The sequence below is a fragment of the Vibrio sp. R15-SG3-ISO1B genome (assembly GCF_059833835.1).
The window spans coordinates 32748-51956 of the sequence record NZ_JCBDGG010000041.1; the positions used below are offsets into that span (position 1 = coordinate 32748).

Annotated in this window: 30 protein-coding genes; 4 read left to right on the top strand and 26 right to left on the bottom strand. The window is 48.1% G+C overall.

Annotation, left to right across the window (positions count from 1 at the left end; translation table 11 throughout):
- Positions 1-24: 24 nt before the first annotated feature.
- Genes cysN through cobA form a run of 3 tightly spaced genes read right to left on the bottom strand, consistent with a single transcriptional unit; the run spans position 25 to position 3335 of the window.
- Positions 25-1458 (bottom strand): sulfate adenylyltransferase subunit CysN, encoded by a 1434-nt coding sequence (gene cysN, locus AC6R0S_RS12025; RefSeq protein WP_500627529.1) that lies wholly within the window; start codon positions 1456-1458, stop codon positions 25-27.
- A 20-nt stretch (positions 1459-1478) separates the two neighbouring features.
- Positions 1479-2453: a sulfate adenylyltransferase subunit CysD gene (gene cysD, locus AC6R0S_RS12030; protein ID WP_334554971.1), complete on the bottom strand. Its 975-nt coding sequence runs from the start codon at positions 2451-2453 to the stop codon at positions 1479-1481.
- Positions 2454-2459: 6 nt separating this feature from the next.
- The gene (gene cobA, locus AC6R0S_RS12035) at positions 2460-3335 is read right to left on the bottom strand and encodes a uroporphyrinogen-III C-methyltransferase (RefSeq protein ID WP_500638004.1); all 876 of its coding nucleotides are present in this window, start codon (positions 3333-3335) and stop codon (positions 2460-2462) included.
- Positions 3336-3598: 263 nt separating this feature from the next.
- Here cobA and AC6R0S_RS12040 point away from each other — a divergent pair, with 263 nt between their 5' ends.
- A complete protein-coding gene (locus AC6R0S_RS12040) occupies positions 3599-5560 on the top strand; it encodes a bifunctional 2',3'-cyclic-nucleotide 2'-phosphodiesterase/3'-nucleotidase (protein ID WP_500638005.1) in 1962 nt (653 codons plus the stop codon).
- 143 nt (positions 5561-5703) lie between these two features.
- Positions 5704-6159 carry a GNAT family N-acetyltransferase gene (locus AC6R0S_RS12045; RefSeq protein WP_500638006.1) on the top strand — a complete coding sequence of 152 codons (456 nt, stop codon included), beginning with the start codon at positions 5704-5706 and terminating at the stop codon, positions 6157-6159.
- Between the two features lie 39 nt (positions 6160-6198).
- Here AC6R0S_RS12045 and AC6R0S_RS12050 read toward each other — a convergent pair whose 3' ends face one another.
- Positions 6199-6894 carry a LysM-like peptidoglycan-binding domain-containing protein gene (locus AC6R0S_RS12050; RefSeq protein WP_500627526.1) on the bottom strand — a complete coding sequence of 232 codons (696 nt, stop codon included), beginning with the start codon at positions 6892-6894 and terminating at the stop codon, positions 6199-6201.
- Between the two features lie 247 nt (positions 6895-7141).
- Here AC6R0S_RS12050 and bamJ point away from each other — a divergent pair, with 247 nt between their 5' ends.
- Both bamJ and AC6R0S_RS12060 read left to right on the top strand, forming a co-directional pair.
- Positions 7142-7762 (top strand): BamJ family beta-barrel-assembly machinery protein, encoded by a 621-nt coding sequence (bamJ, locus tag AC6R0S_RS12055; protein WP_500627525.1) that lies wholly within the window; start codon positions 7142-7144, stop codon positions 7760-7762.
- A gap of 202 nt (positions 7763-7964) precedes the next feature.
- A complete protein-coding gene (locus AC6R0S_RS12060) occupies positions 7965-8444 on the top strand; it encodes a DUF2780 domain-containing protein (RefSeq protein ID WP_500638007.1) in 480 nt (159 codons plus the stop codon).
- Between the two features lie 130 nt (positions 8445-8574).
- Here AC6R0S_RS12060 and rplQ read toward each other — a convergent pair whose 3' ends face one another.
- The 22 genes from rplQ to rplV all read right to left on the bottom strand — a co-directional run bounded on the left by rplQ (position 8575) and on the right by rplV (position 19209).
- A complete protein-coding gene (gene rplQ / locus AC6R0S_RS12065) occupies positions 8575-8955 on the bottom strand; it encodes a 50S ribosomal protein L17 (protein ID WP_005383141.1) in 381 nt (126 codons plus the stop codon).
- A gap of 26 nt (positions 8956-8981) precedes the next feature.
- Positions 8982-9974, bottom strand: a complete 993-nt coding sequence (locus tag AC6R0S_RS12070) for a DNA-directed RNA polymerase subunit alpha (RefSeq protein ID WP_334554594.1) — start codon at positions 9972-9974, stop codon at positions 8982-8984.
- A gap of 24 nt (positions 9975-9998) precedes the next feature.
- Positions 9999-10619 carry a 30S ribosomal protein S4 gene (gene rpsD, locus AC6R0S_RS12075; protein WP_334554596.1) on the bottom strand — a complete coding sequence of 207 codons (621 nt, stop codon included), beginning with the start codon at positions 10617-10619 and terminating at the stop codon, positions 9999-10001.
- A gap of 27 nt (positions 10620-10646) precedes the next feature.
- Complete coding sequence (gene rpsK, locus AC6R0S_RS12080; RefSeq protein ID WP_001118870.1) at positions 10647-11036, bottom strand: 30S ribosomal protein S11; 390 nt, start codon at positions 11034-11036, stop codon at positions 10647-10649.
- An 18-nt stretch (positions 11037-11054) separates the two neighbouring features.
- Positions 11055-11411 (bottom strand): 30S ribosomal protein S13, encoded by a 357-nt coding sequence (rpsM, locus tag AC6R0S_RS12085; RefSeq protein ID WP_005435100.1) that lies wholly within the window; start codon positions 11409-11411, stop codon positions 11055-11057.
- Between the two features lie 148 nt (positions 11412-11559).
- Positions 11560-11673 (bottom strand): 50S ribosomal protein L36, encoded by a 114-nt coding sequence (gene rpmJ / locus AC6R0S_RS12090; protein WP_000868186.1) that lies wholly within the window; start codon positions 11671-11673, stop codon positions 11560-11562.
- A 39-nt stretch (positions 11674-11712) separates the two neighbouring features.
- The gene (gene secY, locus AC6R0S_RS12095) at positions 11713-13047 is read right to left on the bottom strand and encodes a preprotein translocase subunit SecY (protein ID WP_500627523.1); all 1335 of its coding nucleotides are present in this window, start codon (positions 13045-13047) and stop codon (positions 11713-11715) included.
- 20 nt (positions 13048-13067) lie between these two features.
- Complete coding sequence (gene rplO, locus AC6R0S_RS12100; RefSeq protein WP_500627522.1) at positions 13068-13502, bottom strand: 50S ribosomal protein L15; 435 nt, start codon at positions 13500-13502, stop codon at positions 13068-13070.
- A 5-nt stretch (positions 13503-13507) separates the two neighbouring features.
- Positions 13508-13684 (bottom strand): 50S ribosomal protein L30, encoded by a 177-nt coding sequence (rpmD, locus tag AC6R0S_RS12105; RefSeq protein ID WP_000201159.1) that lies wholly within the window; start codon positions 13682-13684, stop codon positions 13508-13510.
- Positions 13685-13691: 7 nt separating this feature from the next.
- A complete protein-coding gene (rpsE, locus tag AC6R0S_RS12110) occupies positions 13692-14195 on the bottom strand; it encodes a 30S ribosomal protein S5 (RefSeq protein ID WP_500627521.1) in 504 nt (167 codons plus the stop codon).
- Positions 14196-14209: 14 nt separating this feature from the next.
- A complete protein-coding gene (gene rplR, locus AC6R0S_RS12115; RefSeq protein ID WP_334554606.1) occupies positions 14210-14563 on the bottom strand; it encodes a 50S ribosomal protein L18 in 354 nt (117 codons plus the stop codon).
- Between the two features lie 9 nt (positions 14564-14572).
- Entirely contained in the window at positions 14573-15106 is a 534-nt protein-coding gene (rplF, locus tag AC6R0S_RS12120; RefSeq protein ID WP_334554608.1) for a 50S ribosomal protein L6, read from the bottom strand.
- A gap of 12 nt (positions 15107-15118) precedes the next feature.
- Positions 15119-15511, bottom strand: a complete 393-nt coding sequence (rpsH, locus tag AC6R0S_RS12125; RefSeq protein ID WP_500627520.1) for a 30S ribosomal protein S8 — start codon at positions 15509-15511, stop codon at positions 15119-15121.
- Positions 15512-15540: 29 nt separating this feature from the next.
- Positions 15541-15846, bottom strand: coding sequence for a 30S ribosomal protein S14 (gene rpsN, locus AC6R0S_RS12130; RefSeq protein WP_334554612.1), 306 nt, complete (start codon positions 15844-15846; stop codon positions 15541-15543).
- Positions 15847-15863: 17 nt separating this feature from the next.
- Entirely contained in the window at positions 15864-16403 is a 540-nt protein-coding gene (gene rplE / locus AC6R0S_RS12135) for a 50S ribosomal protein L5 (RefSeq protein WP_334554615.1), read from the bottom strand.
- 24 nt (positions 16404-16427) lie between these two features.
- Complete coding sequence (gene rplX / locus AC6R0S_RS12140) at positions 16428-16745, bottom strand: 50S ribosomal protein L24 (RefSeq protein WP_334554617.1); 318 nt, start codon at positions 16743-16745, stop codon at positions 16428-16430.
- A gap of 13 nt (positions 16746-16758) precedes the next feature.
- A complete protein-coding gene (gene rplN / locus AC6R0S_RS12145) occupies positions 16759-17130 on the bottom strand; it encodes a 50S ribosomal protein L14 (RefSeq protein WP_334554619.1) in 372 nt (123 codons plus the stop codon).
- Between the two features lie 163 nt (positions 17131-17293).
- Entirely contained in the window at positions 17294-17548 is a 255-nt protein-coding gene (rpsQ, locus tag AC6R0S_RS12150; protein ID WP_500627519.1) for a 30S ribosomal protein S17, read from the bottom strand.
- Positions 17548-17739 carry a 50S ribosomal protein L29 gene (gene rpmC, locus AC6R0S_RS12155; protein WP_334554623.1) on the bottom strand — a complete coding sequence of 64 codons (192 nt, stop codon included), beginning with the start codon at positions 17737-17739 and terminating at the stop codon, positions 17548-17550. Before rpmC ends, rpsQ begins: the two co-directional genes overlap by 1 nt.
- Complete coding sequence (rplP, locus tag AC6R0S_RS12160) at positions 17739-18149, bottom strand: 50S ribosomal protein L16 (protein WP_005379577.1); 411 nt, start codon at positions 18147-18149, stop codon at positions 17739-17741. The genes rpmC and rplP overlap by 1 nt, the downstream gene beginning before the upstream one ends.
- An 11-nt stretch (positions 18150-18160) precedes the next feature.
- On the bottom strand, positions 18161-18859 hold the full coding sequence (gene rpsC, locus AC6R0S_RS12165; protein ID WP_334554625.1) for a 30S ribosomal protein S3: 699 nt from the start codon (positions 18857-18859) through the stop codon (positions 18161-18163).
- Positions 18860-18876: 17 nt separating this feature from the next.
- Positions 18877-19209 carry a 50S ribosomal protein L22 gene (gene rplV / locus AC6R0S_RS12170; protein ID WP_334554973.1) on the bottom strand — a complete coding sequence of 111 codons (333 nt, stop codon included), beginning with the start codon at positions 19207-19209 and terminating at the stop codon, positions 18877-18879.

Sequence of the window (19209 nt, forward strand, 5' to 3'; positions counted from 1 at the left end):
CTCTCCCTACTCGCTTACCTTGGCTTACTTCTGGCCAAGCAGTTGGCTGAGATCAGCCGCACCCCAATGAGGGAAGTGCTTACGAATCAGTGCATTGAGCTCAACTTCAAACTCAGAGAACTGACCTTCACCACGCGCAACCTGCGACAAGCTTTCGCGAATCAATCCCGCGCCGACTGTCACATTGGTTAAGCGATCAATCACGATAAAACCGCCGGTGTCTTGGCAAGCGAGGTATTTGTCCAGTGCGACCGACTCGTTCAAGGTCCATTCGCACAAACCGATCCCGTTTAACGGTAACTCGTCAGCACTGTGGCTCGAGAGGTTGTTGATATCGTACTGGTGACGAATCGTTTGCACCTGACCTACCGTTTTCTTACCCGCGATCTTGATGTCGTAATCACGTCCCGGTTTAAGCGGCTGCTCGGTCATCCATACCACATCGGCCAGCAGGTGGTTACTCGACTCCACAGAAGAGGACTCCAGTACGAGCAGATCGCCGCGGCTAATGTCGATTTCATCTTCCAGCGTCAACGTCACCGCAAGTCCGGCTTGCGCCTTCTCCAAATCGCCATCAAAGGTCACAATACGCGCCACCGTTGAGGTTTTGCCTGATGGCAACGCTTTAATTTTGTCACCTACGCTGACACTGCCAGAGGCAATCGTGCCGGCAAAGCCACGGAAATCGAGGTTCGGGCGGTTAACGTATTGCACAGGGAAGCGGAAATCGCCCACTTCTTTTTCGCTGTCTACATCGACAGACTCCAAAAGCTCAAGCAGTGATGGGCCTTTGAACCAGCTCATGTTGGCACTGGGCTCAACCACGTTATCGCCTTCGAGCGCTGACAGCGGGATGATCTGAATGTCCGTCTCACCTTGCAGGTTCTTGGAAAACTCAAGGTATTGCTCACGAATCTCTTCAAAGCGCTGCTGTGAGTAATCGACCAAGTCCATCTTGTTAACCGCCACCACAAAGTGCTTAAGACCAAGCAAATTAGAGATGAAGGAGTGACGACGCGTTTGATCCAAGACGCCCTTACGCGCATCGATCAAGATCACCGCCAGATCACAGGTTGACGCACCGGTCGCCATGTTACGCGTGTATTGCTCATGCCCCGGTGTATCCGCAATGATGAATTTGCGTTTTTGGGTAGAGAAATAACGGTAGGCCACATCAATGGTGATGCCCTGTTCACGTTCCGCTTGCAGACCATCGACCAACAGCGCCAAGTCTGGGCGCTCTCCGGTGGTGCCGACACGCTGAGAATCAGAGTGGACCGCCGCCAACTGATCTTCATAAATTTGTTTTGAGTCATGCAGCAAGCGACCGATCAAGGTACTCTTGCCGTCATCAACTGAGCCACACGTTAAGAATCTAAGTAGTGACTTGTATTGGTGCTGTTTTAGGTATCCCTCGATACCAAGCTCTGCGAGCTCCGCTACGACTGCGCTGTTCATTTTCTTTCCTTAGATCCTACTTAGAAGTAACCTTGACGTTTTTTGAGCTCCATCGATCCTGACTGATCGTGGTCGATCGCTCGACCTTGGCGCTCACTCGACGTCGCCACTAACATCTCTTCGATAATACCGGTCAACGTGTTGGCGGTGGACTCAATCGCCCCAGTCAGTGGGTAACAACCCAAGGTACGAAAACGCACGCTTTTCTCTTCCACCACTTCACCCGGTTGCAGCTTCATGCGCTCGTCATCGACCATGATCAACATGCCATCACGCTCAACAACAGGACGCGTATCCGCCAAGTACAAAGGCACAATCTCGATGTTCTCTAAGTAGATGTATTGCCAGATGTCGAGCTCAGTCCAGTTCGACAGTGGGAACACACGAATACTTTCGCCTTTGTTGATTTGACCGTTATAGGTGCGCCATAGCTCTGGACGCTGGTTTTTCGGGTCCCAGGTGTGGTTTTTATCTCGAAATGAGTAGACGCGCTCTTTCGCTCGAGACTTCTCTTCGTCACGGCGGGCACCGCCAAAGGCAGCGTCAAAGCCGTATTTGTTCAGCGCCTGCTTTAACCCTTGGGTTTTCATGATGTCCGTGTGTTTCGAAGAGCCATGATCGAATGGGTTGATGCCCATCGCCAGACCTTCTGGGTTCTTATGGACCAAAAGCTCAAAGCCATACTTCTTCGCGGTTCTATCGCGAAATTCGATCATTTCTCTAAACTTCCAGTCGGTATCGACGTGCAGCAATGGAAATGGGATCTTGCCTGGGTAAAACGCTTTACGCGCAAGATGCAGCATTACTGAGGAGTCTTTACCGATGGAGTACATCATCACAGGGTTATCAAACTCAGCGGCAACTTCGCGGATGATATGAATACTCTCCGCTTCCAGTTGCTTGAGGTGAGTTAAACGTTCTTGGTCCATGTTGGTGCTTCCTTTACGGCTCGCGTTGAGCTTCTGACTATTAAATTCAGGGTGATGTGCAAAAATTAAGCGCTATGCGCTCTGGCGGCCAAGTTGGCTTATGGGCGCCTCGGTTTGCTCGCGGGCAAACCAATCGAGCTTTTCGGACAACGCCACCACTTCACCGATCACAATCAATGACGGGGACTCGGCGCTTTTGGCCAATTCACTCAAATCGCTCAATTGACCTTTCAGTACGCGTTGGGCTTGCTGCGTACCACGCTCGATAATGGCAATTGGCGTGTGCGCGGCGCGGCCATGCGTAATCAACTGGCTTTGGATGTAATCGGACTTCATCAGCCCCATATAGATGACTAGCGTTTGATTGCCACGCGCCAATGTCGACCAATCCATCTCATCACGTTCGGCTTTGAGATGACCGGTAATAAACATCGCCGACTGAGCGTAATCTCGGTGCGTCAATGGAATGCCTGCGTAGGCCGTCGCGCCAGCAGCAGCGGTGATCCCTGGTACCACATGAAAGGCGATACCCGCGTCAGCCAACACTTCGAGCTCCTCTCCGCCGCGACCAAAAATAAACGGATCGCCACCTTTAATGCGCACGACTTTGTGCCCTTGCTGAGCAAAATCGACCAACAGTTGATTGGTTTTCTCTTGCGGTACGCTGTGGTGACCCGCACGTTTGCCGACGCAGACCAAAATGGTGTCGCTTGGCACCAGTGCCATGATCTCGTCTGACACCAAGTAGTCATACAGCACCACATCGGCCTGCTGTAAAAAGCGCAACGCTTTAAGCGTCAGCAACTCCACATCGCCTGGCCCTGCGCCAACCAATGCCACTTCACCGGCTTTCAAACCACTGCGGCCCATTGCGTGCAACGGCGGTAGGTTGCGCTCGACTTGGGGCTGGCGAAGTGGAAAGGGAGAGACAGTTTCCTTGTGCGCCATAACGTCATCCTTTTGCTAATCTATGGATGGCATTATGGCGCTGCGAACATATTACCTGAAATTCTAAAATTTCATTTTTTATACCAATTGCTGATAAGAGACGACTCTTGTGACACCGAATCGAGGCAAAAAGTGAGAGTTGAGCACCACAACCCGTTGATACCAACGGTTAAGATCACGTTTTCCTGATGAATGAAATTCTTGTTTCATACAACTTTGTTACATTATGCAGTACTGTTGACCCCCCCTCATCGGAGCAAAAAATGAACGTAGCAGTGAAACCTCTCTCTCTGGCCGTCCTCAGCGGGATGCTGGTTATGGCCAGCCCAGCGATGGCAGAAACCATCAAACTTCGCATTATCGAGACCACCGACATCCACACCAACGTGATGGATTACGACTACTACAAAGACAAACCGTCACAAAAGATTGGTTTGACTCGCGCCGCAACCTTAGTCAAAGCCGCGCGCAGTGAAGTCGAAAACAGCGTCTTGGTTGATAACGGTGATTTGATTCAAGGCAGCCCAATGGGTGACTACATGGCGGCCAAAGGCATTGAGAAGGGCGAAGTTCACCCTGTTTACAAGGCAATGAATCAGCTTGGCTACGATGTGGGTAACATCGGTAACCACGAGTTCAACTACGGCTTAGAGTTTCTGGCAAAATCGCTGGAAGGTGCCGAGTTCCCTTATGTCAGCGCAAACGTTTTTGACCAAAAAACCGGTGAGCACTACTTCAAACCTTATCTGATAAAGTCGCACATGTTTAAAGATGTCGATGGTGTCGAACACGAAATCAAAGTCGGCTACATCGGCTTTGTGCCGCCACAAATCATGGTATGGGATAAGAAAAACCTCGAAGGCAAAGTGTTTGCCAAAGACATCAAAGAATCAGCGATGACCCTAGTGCCACAAATGAAGGCTGAAGGCGCAGATGTGATTGTCGCCATCCCGCACTCAGGCGTATCCTCTGATCCGCACAAAATGGGCGAAGAAAACTCCACTTACTATCTCTCTGAAGTCGAAGGCATTGATGCGATTGCGTTTGGTCACTCGCACGCCGTCTTCCCAGGAAAAGGCTTTGAAAACATCCAAGGTGTGGATAATGAAATGGGTACCATCAACGGCGTTGCCGCCGTCATGCCAGGACGTTGGGGCAGCCACGTTGGTGTGATTGACCTAGAGCTTAAGCAAGAAGGTGAGCAGTGGGTGGTGGTAAAAGGCCAGTCGGAAGCACGCCCAATCTTTGATTCAGCGACTAAACAGCCTATCGCCGACGCGGATGCCGGTATCGTCAAAGCGCTTGAAGCAGACCACAAAGCGACGCGCGACTTTGTCAATCAGCCGATTGGTAAAGCCAGCGACGTGATGTACAGCTTCCTCGCCTTGGTGCAAGACGATCCCACCGTACAAATCGTCAACCTTGCACAAAAAGATTACGTTGAGCGCTTTATCCAAGGCGATCCTGATTTATCAGACATCCCTGTGCTCTCAGCGGCAGCGCCATTTAAAGCGGGCGGTCGTAAAAACGATCCGAATAACTACACCGAAGTGGAGTCAGGTCAGTTGACCTTCCGTAACGCTGCGGATCTCTACCTCTACCCAAATACTTTGGTGGCGATGAAAGTCAGCGGTCACGAAGTGAAAGAGTGGCTAGAGTGCAGCGCCGGTCAATTTAACCAGATCGATACCAACAGCAGCGCCGTACAAAGCCTGATTGATTGGGATGGCTTCCGTACTTACAACTTTGACGTCATTGATGGGGTTAACTACCAGATTGATGTGACCCAGCCAGCGAAATACGACGGCAACTGTAACGTCATCAATGAAGATGCTGAGCGTATCGTCGGTTTGACTTATCAAGGGAAAGCGATTGATCTGAAACAGCCATTTATCATTGCGACCAACAACTACCGTGCGTACAGCAACAAGTTCCCAGGCACGGGTGCCGAGTTTGTTGCGTTTGACTCGCCAGATGAAAACCGCTCGGTTGTGGCTGCGTACATTACCCGCGTCAGTGAAGAAAACGGTGAGTTTGTACCAAGCGCAGACAACAACTGGTCTTTCGCCCCTATCCAATCGGATAAAAAACTCGATATCCGTTTCGAAACCTCACCGGGTGAAAAGGCAGCTAAGTTCATCGCAGATAAAGGTCAATACCCAATGGCCTTCGTTGAGAATGATGATGTAGGCTTTGCGGTCTACCAAATCGATCTGCAAAAATAGCACTTTGCTCAATCAGAGATTCTTTCATTAAGCCGCAGTCACTGCGGCTTTTTTCTCTCTATTTTACAAAGATCGTTAATATTGCAGCCACTTATCTCAGGTTGATATGATGGCGTCCCTTATTTACCACCAATAGGTGTCCGATGGATTGGCAACTGCGTACCTTTGAAGCTTTGAGCAACCACGAACTGTATCAATTACTCAAACTAAGAGTGGATGTGTTTGTGGTCGAACAAACCTGCCCATACCCCGAGCTCGATGACAAAGACCCAATCACGGGGGTGTATCACCTACTGGGTTATGAGCAAGGCCAACTGATCGCCTGCGCGCGCTTACTGCCTGCGGGGATCAGTTATCCGAGCGTCAGTATTGGCCGAGTGGCGACACATGAAAAAGCGCGTGGCAACGGGCTGGGTCATCAACTGTTGGAGCAAGCGATTCATCAATGCCAACGGTTGTGGCCAAACAGCGCAATTGAAATCGGCGCGCAGGAGCACTTAAGTGCCTTCTATGGCCGATATGGATTTGTTGCCACCTCTGAGATGTATCTCGAAGATGGCATTCCTCATATTGATATGAAGCGAGAGAGTGGGGCTTGAGGGGCAAAGGGGAATGGGTAGCGGGCAGAGGGTAAGTGATTACTTACTGCGGCCAAATCCACCATCTGATAACCTAAAGAACATCACCGATTGCTGATTTTTCTCAAGCTGAAGAATATCAAGCTGACCTTCATCGGTCACTTTGTAGCGCACCAACTGGCCTTGGCGAATTTGACTAAGCGGTTTATCTTGCCCCTCGACTTTGACGAGTGCGTTTAAGTCCGCCATTGAGAGCCCATTGCGTCGAAACATCTCAGCTAGGGTATCGCCACTTTTCACCGTATCTTCTTGCCACGGGTTCGTGACTTGTCTTGGGTTTGTTACTTGTTCTTGATGTGAGACTGGCGTTGAGCTTTGCTGGCTCAGTGAGGTGGTGTTGATATCAATGGAGACACGTTGAGGTGACGCAACCTGCACCGAAGCCGTCTCCGGTGTCGACTGTGATGTGGGCAACATCAGCAAAATGACAAGCAGTGGAACCAGTACCATCAACCCACGTTGATGCCACTTAGGTAGACGATGCCAAAGCGCCTTGCCTTGCTCGGGTAACGTGCGCCATTTAGCCCCAAGGGGAGACGATGGGTTCGTCTCAGGCGTGCTTGAGTCGGGCTGACTAGGCCCTTGCTTTTTCAGCTTGAGTGCGCCCAACGGGTTTGAATGACGAAAGCGCGCCAACTGTGTTTTCAATACCTCAGCATAATCGACACGTTGTGGTTTCTTCTTTCTGCGATTCATCGCCCTATTTCTCCCAATACTACCCTGCCCCAAGTATAAAAATGATAATCAACCGAGTATAGGGATTTTGCGCGCGTTAAGTAATAACTCGGTCAAATCTCACGGAATTCTCATCGATAGGCGCATTTCACCCCGAGAGTGATGGTTATTCTCCCCCGAGAGTGATAGTTAAAAGGGCGCTATCGTTTCATCACTGTGTGAGAACTGGTAGACTTGATGACTTTATACACCCAACAAGAGAGACATCATGTCTGAAGTGAAATTTGAAACTGTAGAGCAAAAAGCCAGCTACGGAATCGGCCTACAAATGGGTCAACAACTTGCGGGTTCTGGTCTTGACGGCCTAAACGTTGACGCCATTGCTGCGGGTATCGCAACAGCATTGGTTGGTGACATGCCAGCAATCGAAGTAGACGAAATCAACAAAGCGCTGCAAGAGCTGCACACTCGTGCAGAAGCAGTACGTCAAGAAGCGGCAAAAGCGGCGGCGGCAGATGGCGAAGCCTTCCTAAAAGACAACGCTCTACGTCCAGAAGTGACCGTACTAGAGTCAGGTCTTCAGTACGAAATCATCACTGAAGGTACGGGTGAAATCCCAACTTCAGACAAGCAAGTTCGCGTTCACTACCACGGTGAATTGACTGACGGTACGGTATTTGACAGCTCAGTGTCTCGTGGCCAACCAGCAGAATTCCCAGTTACTGGCGTGATCAAAGGTTGGGTAGAAGCCCTACAACTGATGCCTGTTGGCTCAAAGTGGAAACTGTACATTCCTCAAGACCTTGCCTATGGTGAGCGCGGCGCTGGTGCGGCGATCCCTCCATTCGCAGCCTTGGTCTTCGAAGTCGAATTGCTGGCTATCCTGTAATAGCCTGGCAGAACAGCCGAAAGTTCAAGACAGACAGCGGTGCTCTATGAGCGCCGCTTTTTTTCATCTTGACGCAGAGATGGCTCTATTCACTGTGAGATGAGTGTGATACAAGTATCGCTTATGGAAGCAATATACCCATTGATCCATTCAATCACTCTGGCCTATCAGAGTGTTAAAGCGAACACTGCATGGAGGCTCTATGCGCAAACACCTTCTTACTGCGGCGCTGCTGGCTCTGTCTGCCGGACAAGCGCACGCCTTTCTCAATTCCATTACTGAAAAATCAAGCCAAGAGGGTTTGATGGACATGGTTAGCCAAGGGCTCAACCTGCAATCTTCACCAATAAGCGAGCTGTTGACCAGTCAGCTTCCTGTGACCAGCGAACAAGCGACAGCGGGCGGCGGCGCACTGTTGGCGTTCGCACAAAGTCAGTTATCTTCTGCAAACAGCAACGAATTAGAGTCTTTAGTACCTGGCCTCTCGCAACTCAACGATGCGGGTGGGCTCTTTAGTCAACTTGAAAGTATCGAGGCGGTGCGCGGCGTCTTTGATAAAGTGGGCCTAGACCCTTCGATGATCAGCCAATTTGCACCTGTGATCCTTGGCTATCTTGGCGACCAAGGCGCCAGTGACAATCTATTAGGCTCGCTCGGTGGACTCTGGACCGATTTAGAATAGTCGTCAGTGAGTAGAGTGGTGCTCTGCATTAAATCTTGATGTCTCGATGAGATAACGTACAGAGACATTACCTATACGACAGGCACAAAAAAGCCGAGCTAACGCTCGGCTTTTTCGTTATACGAACTGATTACTCAGCAGCTTCTTCAGCAGCTGGGCGATCAACAAGCTCAATGTAAGCCATTGGAGCTTTATCACCAGCACGGAAGCCAGCTTTTAGGATACGAGTGTAACCGCCCTGACGAGCAGCAAAACGTGGACCTAGTTCGTTAAATAGTTTTGCAACTACTTCGTTGTCACGAGTACGTGCAAATGCTAGACGACGGTTAGCAACGCTGTCAGTCTTAGCTAGTGTAATCAAAGGCTCAACTACGCGACGTAGCTCTTTTGCTTTTGGCAAAGTAGTCTTGATAACTTCATGACGTACTAGAGAGCTAGCCATGTTGCTGAACATCGCTTTGCGATGTGAGCTGTTGCGGTTGAGTTGACGACCACTCTTACGATGGCGCATGACCTAATCCTTCTAACTAGTATCGATTAATCTTCAGCGATAGACGCTGGTGGCCAGTTTTCTAGGCGCATGCCCAGAGACAGACCACGTGATGCAAGTACGTCTTTAATCTCAGTAAGAGATTTTTTACCAAGGTTTGGCGTTTTAAGTAGCTCAACCTCAGTGCGCTGTACAAGATCACCGATGTAGTGAATCGCTTCTGCTTTCAGACAGTTAGCAGAGCGAACTGTTAGTTCAAGATCGTCTACAGGACGCAGTAGGATCGGATCGAATTCTGGCTTCTCTTCCTTCTCCTCAGGTACACGTACATCACGAAGATCTACGAACGCATCCAATTGCTCAGCAAGAATAGTTGCTGCGCGACGGATTGCTTCCTCAGGGTCTAGAGTTCCGTTCGTTTCCATGTCGATAACAAGCTTGTCTAAGTCTGTACGCTGCTCTACACGAGCGGCTTCAACAGCGTAAGCAATCTTGTCTACTGGGCTGTACGTAGCGTCAACCAGTAGGCGGCCAATTGGACGCTCATCTTCTTCAGTATGGATACGAGCTGAAGCTGGAACGTAACCGCGACCACGTTCAACTTTGATACGCATAGCGATCTCAGCGTTGTCATCCGTTAGGTGACAAATTACGTGTTCTGGGTTAGCGATCTCTACATCACCATCATGGGTGATGTCACCTGCAACCACAGGGCCTGAGCCTGATTTGTTCAGTGTAATAAACACTTCATCTTTGCCTTCGGCAACGCGAACAGCCAAACCTTTAAGGTTTAGAAGAATTTCAAGAATATCTTCTTGAACGCCTTCTTTAGTGCTGTACTCGTGCAGAACGCCTTCAATTTCAACTTCAGTCACTGCGCAACCTGGCATAGACGAAAGTAAAATACGGCGAAGTGCATTACCTAGAGTGTGACCAAAGCCACGCTCTAATGGCTCAAGAGTTACTTTTGCGTGTGTCGTGCTGACTTGTTCGATGTCAACCAGACGTGGCTTAAGAAATTCTGTTACAGAACCCTGCATTGTGTCCTCTCTTTAGTTTAAACCTTACTTAGAGTAAAGCTCGACGATCAGTTGTTCGTTGATGTCAGCAGACAGATCAGAACGCTCAGGCAGACGCTTGAACGTACCTTCCATCTTAGTGCCATCTACTTCAATCCAAGTTGGTTTTTCGCGTTGTTCAGCAACTTCTAGTGCACCTTTGATGCGAGATTGCTGTTTCGCTTTTTCGCGAATAGAAACAACGTCGTTAGCCGCAACTTTGAAAGAAGGAACGTTTACCACTTTACCGTTAACTAGAATAGCTTTGTGGCTAACTAGCTGACGTGCTTCTGCGCGAGTTGCACCAAAGCCCATGCGGTAAACTACGTTATCAAGACGACCTTCAAGAAGCTGAAGCAGGTTTTCACCTGTGTTGCCTTTAAGGCGAGCAGCTTCTTTGTAGTAGTTACGGAATTGTTTTTCTAGAACGCCGTACATACGACGAACTTTTTGCTTCTCACGAAGCTGAACGCCATACTCAGATAGACGACCGCGACGAGCGCCGTGTACACCTGGTGCGTTATCAATTTTACACTTGGTATCGATCGCGCGTACACCAGACTTAAGGAATAAGTCAGTACCTTCGCGACGGCTAAGCTTCAGCTTAGGACCCAAATATCTTGCCATGATCTTTCTCCAGTAATCTAAAAAACGTTATACGCGACGTTTCTTAGGTGGACGACAACCGTTATGAGGGATTGGTGTAGCATCAACAATGTTTGTGATGCGGAAACCAGCAGCGTTCAGTGCGCGAACAGTAGATTCACGACCTGGACCTGGACCCTTAACCATAACTTCCAAGTTCTTTAGACCGTATTCTTTAGCCATTTCAGCACAACGCTCAGCAGCAACCTGTGCAGCGAACGGAGTAGACTTACGAGAACCACGGAAACCTGAACCACCTGCAGTAGCCCAAGCTAGTGCGTTACCTTGACGGTCAGTGATGGTTACGATTGTGTTGTTGAAAGAAGCATGGATGTGCGCTACGCCATCTGCAACTTGCTTGCGTACGCGCTTACGAGCGCGAGTTGGTTGTTTAGCCATTGTACTCTACCTTCCCGATTATTTCTTGATCGGCTTACGCGGACCCTTACGGGTGCGAGCGTTGGTTTTAGTACGCTGTCCACGTAGTGGTAGACTGCGACGATGACGAAGACCACGGTAACAACCAAGGTCCATAAGACGCTTGATGTTCATAGATACTTCACGACGTAGATCACCTTCTACAGTGTACTTAGCTACACCATCACGCAGTTGATCGATCTGCTCTTCAGTTAGTTCACTGATCTTAACATCTTCAGCAATACCCACTTCAGCTAGGATAGCTTGAGAGCGAGTTTTACCGATGCCGTAGATTGACGTTAGTGCAATCACAGCATGTTTCTGATCAGGAATGTTAATGCCTGCAATACGGGCCATTATTCACTCCTAGTGTTTCTTAAAAAGAATTAGCCGCAACAAAGCCCGTTATGGATACGTTGCGGAATACTACTTCTTTTGCACGCAAAAGGTAGGCCGAGGAATATACTCGACCTAACCTTCTATTTCAAGTAAAAATTTCTGCTAATTAGCCTTGGCGCTGCTTGTGCTTTGGCTCACTGCAAATCACGCGAACGACACCGTTACGCTTGATAACTTTACAGTTACGGCAGATTTTTTTAACGGAAGCACGAACTTTCATTGCTAAACTCCGTAAATGAAATCTGAGACTACCGCCGAATTAACGGCCATAACCTTTCAGATTCGCTTTCTTCAACACAGAATCATATTGTTGAGACATCATATGAGTCTGTACCTGTGCCATAAAGTCCATGATAACAACAACTACGATAAGTAGTGATGTACCGCCGAAGTAGAAACGTACGTTCCATGCGACCATCATGAACTCCGGAATCAGACAGATAAAGGTAATGTAAAGCGCGCCCGCAAGGGTTAGTCGCGTCATTACTTTATCAATGTACTTAGCTGTCTGCTCACCTGGGCGGATGCCGGGTACGAATGCACCTGACTTCTTCAAGTTATCTGCTGTTTCACGCGGGTTGAATACCAACGCCGTGTAGAAGAAACAGAAGAAAATAATCGCTGCTGCATAAAGCATTACATACAGAGGTTGACCTGGGCTAAGAGCCAAAGACACGTCAGTTAACCAACCGAACGCGCTGCTCTCACCGTTCTGACCGAACCACTGAGCCAATGTTCCTGGGAACAGGATAATGCTCGAAGCGAAGATTGCTGGAATAACACCGGCCATATTAATTTTTAATGGCAGATGCGTACTTTGCGCAGCAAATACTTTGCGACCTTGTTGACGCTTCGCGTAGTTGACAACGATACGACGTTGACCACGTTCCATGAAAACAACAAAGTAAATGACAGCGAAAGACAATACAGCAATCAACAGCAGAAGAAGTACATGCAATTCACCTTGACGCGCTTGCTCAATTGTTTGGCCGATTGCCGAAGGCAATCCAGCAACAATACCTGCAAAGATCAGCAACGAGATACCGTTACCAATTCCGCGCTCTGTAATTTGTTCACCTAACCACATAAGGAACATGGTACCGGTTACTAAACTTACGGTCGCAATAAGCGTAAACATGGTTTGGTTGATAACAACCAGATTGTCGACCATGTTTGGTAGGCCTGTTGCAATACCAATAGCTTGGAAGGTTGCAAGTACAAGCGTGCCGTAGCGTGTATATTGGCTTATCTTACGACGGCCTGCTTCACCCTCTTTTTTGAGTTCAGCTAACGCTGGATGAACTACAGTTAGCAGTTGGACAACAATCGATGCCGAAATGTACGGCATGATGCCCAACGCTAATATAGATGCACGCTCAAGAGCACCACCGGAGAACATGTTAAACATCTCTACGATGGTACCTTTTTGCTGTTCGAACAATTGGGCAAGTACAGCAGCATCAATACCAGGTAGTGGTACAAAGGAACCTGCACGGAATACCAAAAGTGCGCCTAAAACGAACAATAAACGCGACTTTAATTCCGCCAATCCATTCTTTGCACTACTAAAATCTTGTCCTGGTTTTTTAGCCATCTGTACCCTTCCTTCGAAGATTATTCTTCGATTTTACCGCCAGCAGCTTCGATTGCAGCTTTAGCGCCTTTAGTCACACGTAGACCTTTAACAGTCACTGCTTTGTTAATTTCACCAGAAAGAACAACTTTTACAAATTCGATGTTCTTAGTGATGACGTTAGCAGCTTTAAGGCTGTTTAGGTCAACCACGTCACCTGTTACTTTCGCTAGCTCAGCTAGACGAACTTCAGCAGACACTAGGCTCTTACGAGAAGTGAAACCGAACTTAGGTAGACGTTGTTTTAGAGGCATCTGACCGCCTTCAAAACCTGGACGAACACTGCCGCCAGAACGTGATTTTTGACCTTTGTGACCACGGCCACCAGTTTTACCAAGGCCAGAACCGATACCACGGCCAACTCGCTTCGCAGGAGTCTTAGCGCCCGCAGCCGGTGCTAGAGTATTCAAACGCATTCTGATTACTCCTCAACTTTAACCATGTAGTAAACCTTGTTGATCATACCGCGTACACACGGAGTATCTTCAAGTTCTACTGTATGGTTGATTTTACGAAGGCCCAGACCACGCAAAGTAGCTTTGTGCTTTGGTAGGCGACCAATTGAGCTTTTAGTTTGAGTAACTTTAATAGTTGCCATGGTGTTCTTACTCCGAAATAGATTCAACAGTTAGACCACGTTTAGCAGCAACCATGTCTGGTGACTTCATGCTACCTAGCGCATCGATCGTCGCACGAACGATGTTGATAGGGTTCGTAGAACCGTATGCTTTAGATAGTACGTTGTGTACACCTGCTACTTCTAGTACTGCACGCATCGCACCACCTGCGATAACACCTGTACCTTCAGCCGCTGGCTGCATGTAAACTTTAGAGCCCGAGTGGCGACCTTTTACCGGGTGGAAAAGTGTGCCTTCGTTAAGCGCGATCGTAGTCATGTTACGACGTGCTTTTTCCATTGCTTTTTGAATCGCTGCAGGTACTTCACGGGCTTTGCCGTAACCGAAACCTACGCGACCGTTACCGTCACCAACTACAGTTAGTGCAGTAAAGCTCATGATTCGACCGCCTTTAACCGTTTTAGATACACGGTTAACTGCGATTAGCTTTTCTTGCAAATCATTCGCTTGAACTTGTTGTTCTTTAGCCATCTTCCAACCCTACCTTAGAATTTCAGACCAGCTTCGCGAGCAGATTCTGCTAGCGCCGCTACTCGACCGTGGTATTGGAAACCAGAACGATCAAATGCAACTGCGTCAACGCCTTTTTCAAGCGCGCGCTCTGCAATAGCTTTACCTACTGCTTTTGCTGCATCGATGTTACCAGTGTTCTTCACTTGCTCACGGATCGCTTTTTCTACAGTAGAAGCTGCTGCGATTACCTCAGAGCCGTTTGATGCGATAACCTGTGCGTACACGTGACGAGGAGTACGGTGTACTACTAGGCGAGTTGCACCCAGTTCTGCAATCTTACGACGTGCGCGTGTAGCACGACGGATGCGAGATGCTTTCTTATCCATAGTGTTACCTTACTTCTTCTTAGCTTCTTTAGTACGCACATTTTCATCTGCGTAACGAACACCTTTGCCTTTGTATGGCTCAGGCTCACGGTAAGAACGAATGTCAGCCGCAACTTGACCAACTAGTTGTTTGTCACAACCAGTGATAACAATTTCAGTTTGGCTTGGACACTCAGCTTTGATACCCGCTGGCAACTCGTGCTCAACTGGGTGAGAGAAGCCTAGTGTTAGACCTACAGCGTTGCCTTTGATAGCAGCACGGTAACCAACACCTTTAAGAGTTAGCTTCTTGGTAAAGCCTTCAGTAACACCAACAACCATGTTGTTCACTAGAGCGCGAGCAGTACCTGCTTGAGCCCATGCGTTAGCAACACCTTCTTTAGGACCGAAAGTAAGGTTGTTTTCTTCCTGAGCGATAACAACAGCGTCGTTAAGAACGCGTGTTAGTTCGCCCTTCGCACCTTTTACAGTGATTTCTTGGCCGTTCAGTTTCACCTCTACGCCAGCTGGAATAGCGACAGGTGCTTTAGCAACACGAGACATTTTCTACTCCTATTACGCTACGTAAGCGATGATTTCACCACCAAGACCTGCTTTACGTGCAGCACGGTCTGACATCAGACCCTTGGAAGTTGAAACGATAGCAACACCAAGACCACCCATTACAGAAGGAAGTTCATCTTTCTTCTTGTAAACACGTAGACCTGGACGAGAAACACGTTTAAGTTGCTCGATTACTGGTTTCGCTTGGAAGTACTTAAGAGTAACTTCTAGCTCAGGTTTTACTTCGCCTTCAACAGCGAAATCAACGATGTAACCTTCAGCTTTTAGTAGTGCAGCAATTGCAACTTTAAGCTTTGAAGAAGGCATTTTAACAGAGACTTTGTCTGCTGCCTGACCGTTACGAATGCGGGTCAGCATATCCGAAATCGGATCTTGCATGCTCATATGATTTACTCCAAATGATTAAGTGGCAATTACCAGCTAGCCTTACGAAGTCCAGGAATCTCGCCTTTCATGCAAGCTTCGCGAACTTTGATACGGCTTAGACCGAACTTACGTAGGTAACCGTGTGGACGACCAGTTTGGTTACAACGGTTGCGCTGACGTGATGCACTTGAATCACGTGGAAGAGTTTGCAGTTTAAGCACTGCATCCCAACGATCTTCTTCAGATGCGTTTACATCGCTGATGATAGCTTTAAGAGCCGCACGCTTTTCAGCGAACTTAGCTACAAGCTTCGCACGCTTTGCTTCACGTGCTTTCATAGAATTTTTAGCCATAACAGTAACCCTTCACCTTACTTACGGAATGGGAAGTTAAAGGCAGCCAGCAGAGCACGGCCTTCCTCATCAGTACCAGCAGACGTCGTAATAGTGATGTCTAGACCGCGTACTCGATCAACTTTATCAAAGTCGATTTCCGGGAAGATGATTTGCTCGCGAACGCCCATGCTGTAGTTACCGCGACCGTCAAAAGACTTAGCGCTAACACCACGGAAGTCACGTACACGTGGAAGAGCGATCGAAATTAGACGCTCAAGAAAATCCCACATACGTTCGCCACGCAAGGTTACTTTACAACCGATAGGGTAGCCTTCACGAATTTTGAAGCCTGCAACAGATTTACGCGCTTTAGTGATAAGTGGCTTTTGACCAGAGATCGTTGCCATATCAGATGCTGCGTTTTCTAGCAGTTTCTTGTCGTTGATTGCTTCACCAACACCCATGTTAAGGGTGATTTTCTCGATTCTAGGGACTTGCATGACGCTTGAGTAACCGAACTGTTTGGTCAGTTCAGCGACTACAGACGACTTGTAGTAATCATGCAGTTTCGCCATAGTAGAACTCCAAATTACTTTCTATTAGTTAGAAACAGTTTCGCCGTTAGACTTGAAGAAACGAACTTTCTTGCCATCTTCGATACGGAAACCGATACGGTCAGCTTTACCAGTAGCTGCGTTGAAAATCGCCACGTTAGAAACGTCGATTGCTGCTTCTTGCTCTACGATACCGCCTTGGATACCCATAGCAGGAACAGGTTTCTGGTGTTTCTTAACAAGGTTGATACCTTCAACGATAACTTTACCAGTAGCTAGGACCTTAGTTACTTTACCTTTCTTGCCTTTATCTTTACCAGCAAGAACGATTACTTCGTCATTACGACGGATTTTAGCTGCCATCTTTACGTGCTCCTTACAGAACTTCTGGAGCCAGTGAAACGATCTTCATGAACTTATCGTTACGAAGTTCGCGTGTCACAGGACCAAAGATACGTGTACCGATTGGTTGCTCAGTATTGTCATTTAACAGTACGCAAGCATTACGGTCGAAGCGAATGACAGAACCGTCTGGACGACGTACGCCTTTACGGGTGCGAACTACCACCGCCTTCAGTACATCACCTTTTTTAACTTTACCGCGAGGAATTGCTTCCTTAACAGTAACTTTGATGATGTCACCGATATGTGCATAACGGCGGTGAGAGCCACCCAGAACCTTAATACACATTACGCTGCGAGCGCCTGAGTTATCAGCTGCGTCCAGCATACTTTGCATTTGGATCATGTTAGTGCTCCGCTAAATATATAAAAAAACTAGACCCTCACGGGTCGGGCTGCCTCTTTAAAAGGGACGCGAATTGTACCACCCTTTTTTTCACTTGGGTAGTCAAAAAATAAACGGCCCCAAAAAAACTTTTTGGAGCCGTTTCATCATAGAATTAACGAGATTACATCTTCGCTTTTTCTACAACTTTCACCAAAGTCCAAGACTTAGTCTTAGACAGTGGACGACACTCTGCGATTTCAACTTTGTCGCCTAGGCCACATTCGTTGTTCTCGTCATGTGCGTGTACTTTTGTCGTGCGTTTTACGAACTTACCGTAAATTGGGTGTTTTACGAAACGCTCGATAGCAACAGTGATAGACTTGTCCATCTTGTCGCTGATAACACGACCTTGTTGAGTACGTTTTACTTCGCTCATTATGCGCCTGCCTTCTCAGTCAAAACAGTTTTCACACGTGCGATATCACGGCGTACAGCTTTCAGAGTATGAGTTTGCTGTAGTTGACCAGTCGCAGCTTGCATGCGCAAGTTGAACTGTTCACGTAGCAAACCTAGAAGCTCTGCATTTAGCTCTTCAACGCTTTTTTCGCGTAGATCTTGTGCTTTCATCACATCACCTGCTTAGTTACAAATGTCGTCTTGAATGGCAGTTTACGAGCCGCTAGGCGGAACGCTTCACGTGCCAATTCTTCAGGTACACCACCCATTTCGTACATCACCTTACCAGGTTGGATTTGGGCTACCCAGTACTCAACGTTACCTTTACCCTTACCTTGACGAACTTCAAGTGGTTTCTCTGTGATAGGCTTGTCTGGGAACACACGGATCCAGATTTTACCTTGACGCTTAACGTGACGTGTCATTGCACGACGTGCCGCTTCGATTTGACGAGCAGTTAGACGACCACGGCCAACAGCTTTAAGACCGAATTCGCCGAAGCTTACATCAGTACCTTTAGCTAGACCACGGTTACGACCAGTCTGAACCTTACGGAACTTAGTACGTTTAGGTTGTAGCATCTGTCGACTCCTTACTTACGGCCTTTGCGCTGCTTCTTAGGCTTGTCGCCTTTAGGCTCTACAGCGTTAGCTGCTGGCATGCCGCCTAGGATCTCACCTTTGAAGATCCAAACTTTAATGCCGATTACACCGTATTGGGTGTGAGCCGAAGAAGTTGCGTAATCAATGTCAGCACGTAGAGTGTGTAGAGGCACACGGCCTTCACGGTACCACTCTGAACGTGCGATTTCAGCGCCGCCTAGACGACCGCTTACTTCCACTTTGATACCTTTAGCACCTAGACGCATTGCGTTTTGTACCGCGCGCTTCATAGCACGACGGAACATCACACGACGCTCTAGCTGAGACGCGATGCTGTCACCAACAAGTTGCGCATCCAGTTCAGGCTTACGTACTTCAGCGATGTTAATTTGCGCTGGTACACCTGCAATTTTAGCTACAGCTGCGCGTAGCTTCTCAACGTCTTCACCTTTCTTACCGATAACAACGCCTGGACGAGCAGTGTGAATAGTCACACGGATGCTCTTAGCAGGACGCTCGATAACGATACGTGAAAGAGACGCTTTCGAAAGTTCCTTAGTTAGGAACTGACGTACCTTGAAGTCGCCGTCTAGGTTGTCAGCGAATTCTTTGGTGTTAGCAAACCATGTAGCATTCCAAGGCTTAACGATGCCTAGACGAATACCATTAGGATGTACTTTTTGACCCATTGCTTACTCTCCTAGTCTCAAGCGTCTGCAACAACAACAGTGATGTGGCTTGAACGCTTCAAGATACGATCCGCACGACCTTTAGCACGAGGCATAATACGCTTCATGATCGGGCCTTCATCTACGAAGATTTTAGCGACTGATAGATCGTCGATATCTGCACCTTCGTTGTGCTCCGCGTTCGCGATAGCTGATTCAAGAACTTTCTTGATCAGTTCAGCCGCTTTTTTGTTGCTGAACGTCAAGATTTCTAGAGCTTGATCAACTGATTTACCACGAATTTGATCTGCAACTAAGCGAGCTTTCTGAGGCGAAATGCGAGCAAAGTTATGTTTAGCTACTGCTTCCAT

Bases quoted from the DNA above. Each gene is read 5' to 3' on its own strand.
- cysN (WP_500627529.1), bottom strand. From the start codon at position 1,458: ATGAACAGCGCAGTCGTAGCGGAGCTCGCAGAGCTTGGTATCGAGGGA.
- cobA (WP_500638004.1), bottom strand. From the start codon at position 3,335: ATGGCGCACAAGGAAACTGTCTCTCCCTTTCCACTTCGCCAGCCCCAA.
- AC6R0S_RS12040 (WP_500638005.1), top strand. From the start codon at position 3,599: ATGAACGTAGCAGTGAAACCTCTCTCTCTGGCCGTCCTCAGCGGGATG.
- AC6R0S_RS12045 (WP_500638006.1), top strand. From the start codon at position 5,704: ATGGATTGGCAACTGCGTACCTTTGAAGCTTTGAGCAACCACGAACTG.
- AC6R0S_RS12050 (WP_500627526.1), bottom strand. From the start codon at position 6,894: ATGAATCGCAGAAAGAAGAAACCACAACGTGTCGATTATGCTGAGGTA.
- bamJ (WP_500627525.1), top strand. From the start codon at position 7,142: ATGTCTGAAGTGAAATTTGAAACTGTAGAGCAAAAAGCCAGCTACGGA.
- AC6R0S_RS12060 (WP_500638007.1), top strand. From the start codon at position 7,965: ATGCGCAAACACCTTCTTACTGCGGCGCTGCTGGCTCTGTCTGCCGGA.
- rplQ (WP_005383141.1), bottom strand. From the start codon at position 8,955: ATGCGCCATCGTAAGAGTGGTCGTCAACTCAACCGCAACAGCTCACAT.
- AC6R0S_RS12070 (WP_334554594.1), bottom strand. From the start codon at position 9,974: ATGCAGGGTTCTGTAACAGAATTTCTTAAGCCACGTCTGGTTGACATC.
- rpsD (WP_334554596.1), bottom strand. From the start codon at position 10,619: ATGGCAAGATATTTGGGTCCTAAGCTGAAGCTTAGCCGTCGCGAAGGT.
- rpsK (WP_001118870.1), bottom strand. From the start codon at position 11,036: ATGGCTAAACAACCAACTCGCGCTCGTAAGCGCGTACGCAAGCAAGTT.
- rpsM (WP_005435100.1), bottom strand. From the start codon at position 11,411: ATGGCCCGTATTGCAGGCATTAACATTCCTGATCAGAAACATGCTGTG.
- rpmJ (WP_000868186.1), bottom strand. From the start codon at position 11,673: ATGAAAGTTCGTGCTTCCGTTAAAAAAATCTGCCGTAACTGTAAAGTT.
- secY (WP_500627523.1), bottom strand. From the start codon at position 13,047: ATGGCTAAAAAACCAGGACAAGATTTTAGTAGTGCAAAGAATGGATTG.
- rplO (WP_500627522.1), bottom strand. From the start codon at position 13,502: ATGCGTTTGAATACTCTAGCACCGGCTGCGGGCGCTAAGACTCCTGCG.
- rpmD (WP_000201159.1), bottom strand. From the start codon at position 13,684: ATGGCAACTATTAAAGTTACTCAAACTAAAAGCTCAATTGGTCGCCTA.
- rpsE (WP_500627521.1), bottom strand. From the start codon at position 14,195: ATGGCTAAAGAACAACAAGTTCAAGCGAATGATTTGCAAGAAAAGCTA.
- rplR (WP_334554606.1), bottom strand. From the start codon at position 14,563: ATGGATAAGAAAGCATCTCGCATCCGTCGTGCTACACGCGCACGTCGT.
- rplF (WP_334554608.1), bottom strand. From the start codon at position 15,106: ATGTCTCGTGTTGCTAAAGCACCTGTCGCTATTCCAGCTGGCGTAGAG.
- rpsH (WP_500627520.1), bottom strand. From the start codon at position 15,511: ATGAGCATGCAAGATCCGATTTCGGATATGCTGACCCGCATTCGTAAC.
- rpsN (WP_334554612.1), bottom strand. From the start codon at position 15,846: ATGGCTAAAAATTCTATGAAAGCACGTGAAGCAAAGCGTGCGAAGCTT.
- rplE (WP_334554615.1), bottom strand. From the start codon at position 16,403: ATGGCGAAACTGCATGATTACTACAAGTCGTCTGTAGTCGCTGAACTG.
- rplX (WP_334554617.1), bottom strand. From the start codon at position 16,745: ATGGCAGCTAAAATCCGTCGTAATGACGAAGTAATCGTTCTTGCTGGT.
- rplN (WP_334554619.1), bottom strand. From the start codon at position 17,130: ATGATCCAAATGCAAAGTATGCTGGACGCAGCTGATAACTCAGGCGCT.
- rpsQ (WP_500627519.1), bottom strand. From the start codon at position 17,548: ATGAGCGAAGTAAAACGTACTCAACAAGGTCGTGTTATCAGCGACAAG.
- rpmC (WP_334554623.1), bottom strand. From the start codon at position 17,739: ATGAAAGCACAAGATCTACGCGAAAAAAGCGTTGAAGAGCTAAATGCA.
- rplP (WP_005379577.1), bottom strand. From the start codon at position 18,149: ATGCTACAACCTAAACGTACTAAGTTCCGTAAGGTTCAGACTGGTCGT.
- rpsC (WP_334554625.1), bottom strand. From the start codon at position 18,859: ATGGGTCAAAAAGTACATCCTAATGGTATTCGTCTAGGCATCGTTAAG.
- rplV (WP_334554973.1), bottom strand. From the start codon at position 19,209: ATGGAAGCAGTAGCTAAACATAACTTTGCTCGCATTTCGCCTCAGAAA.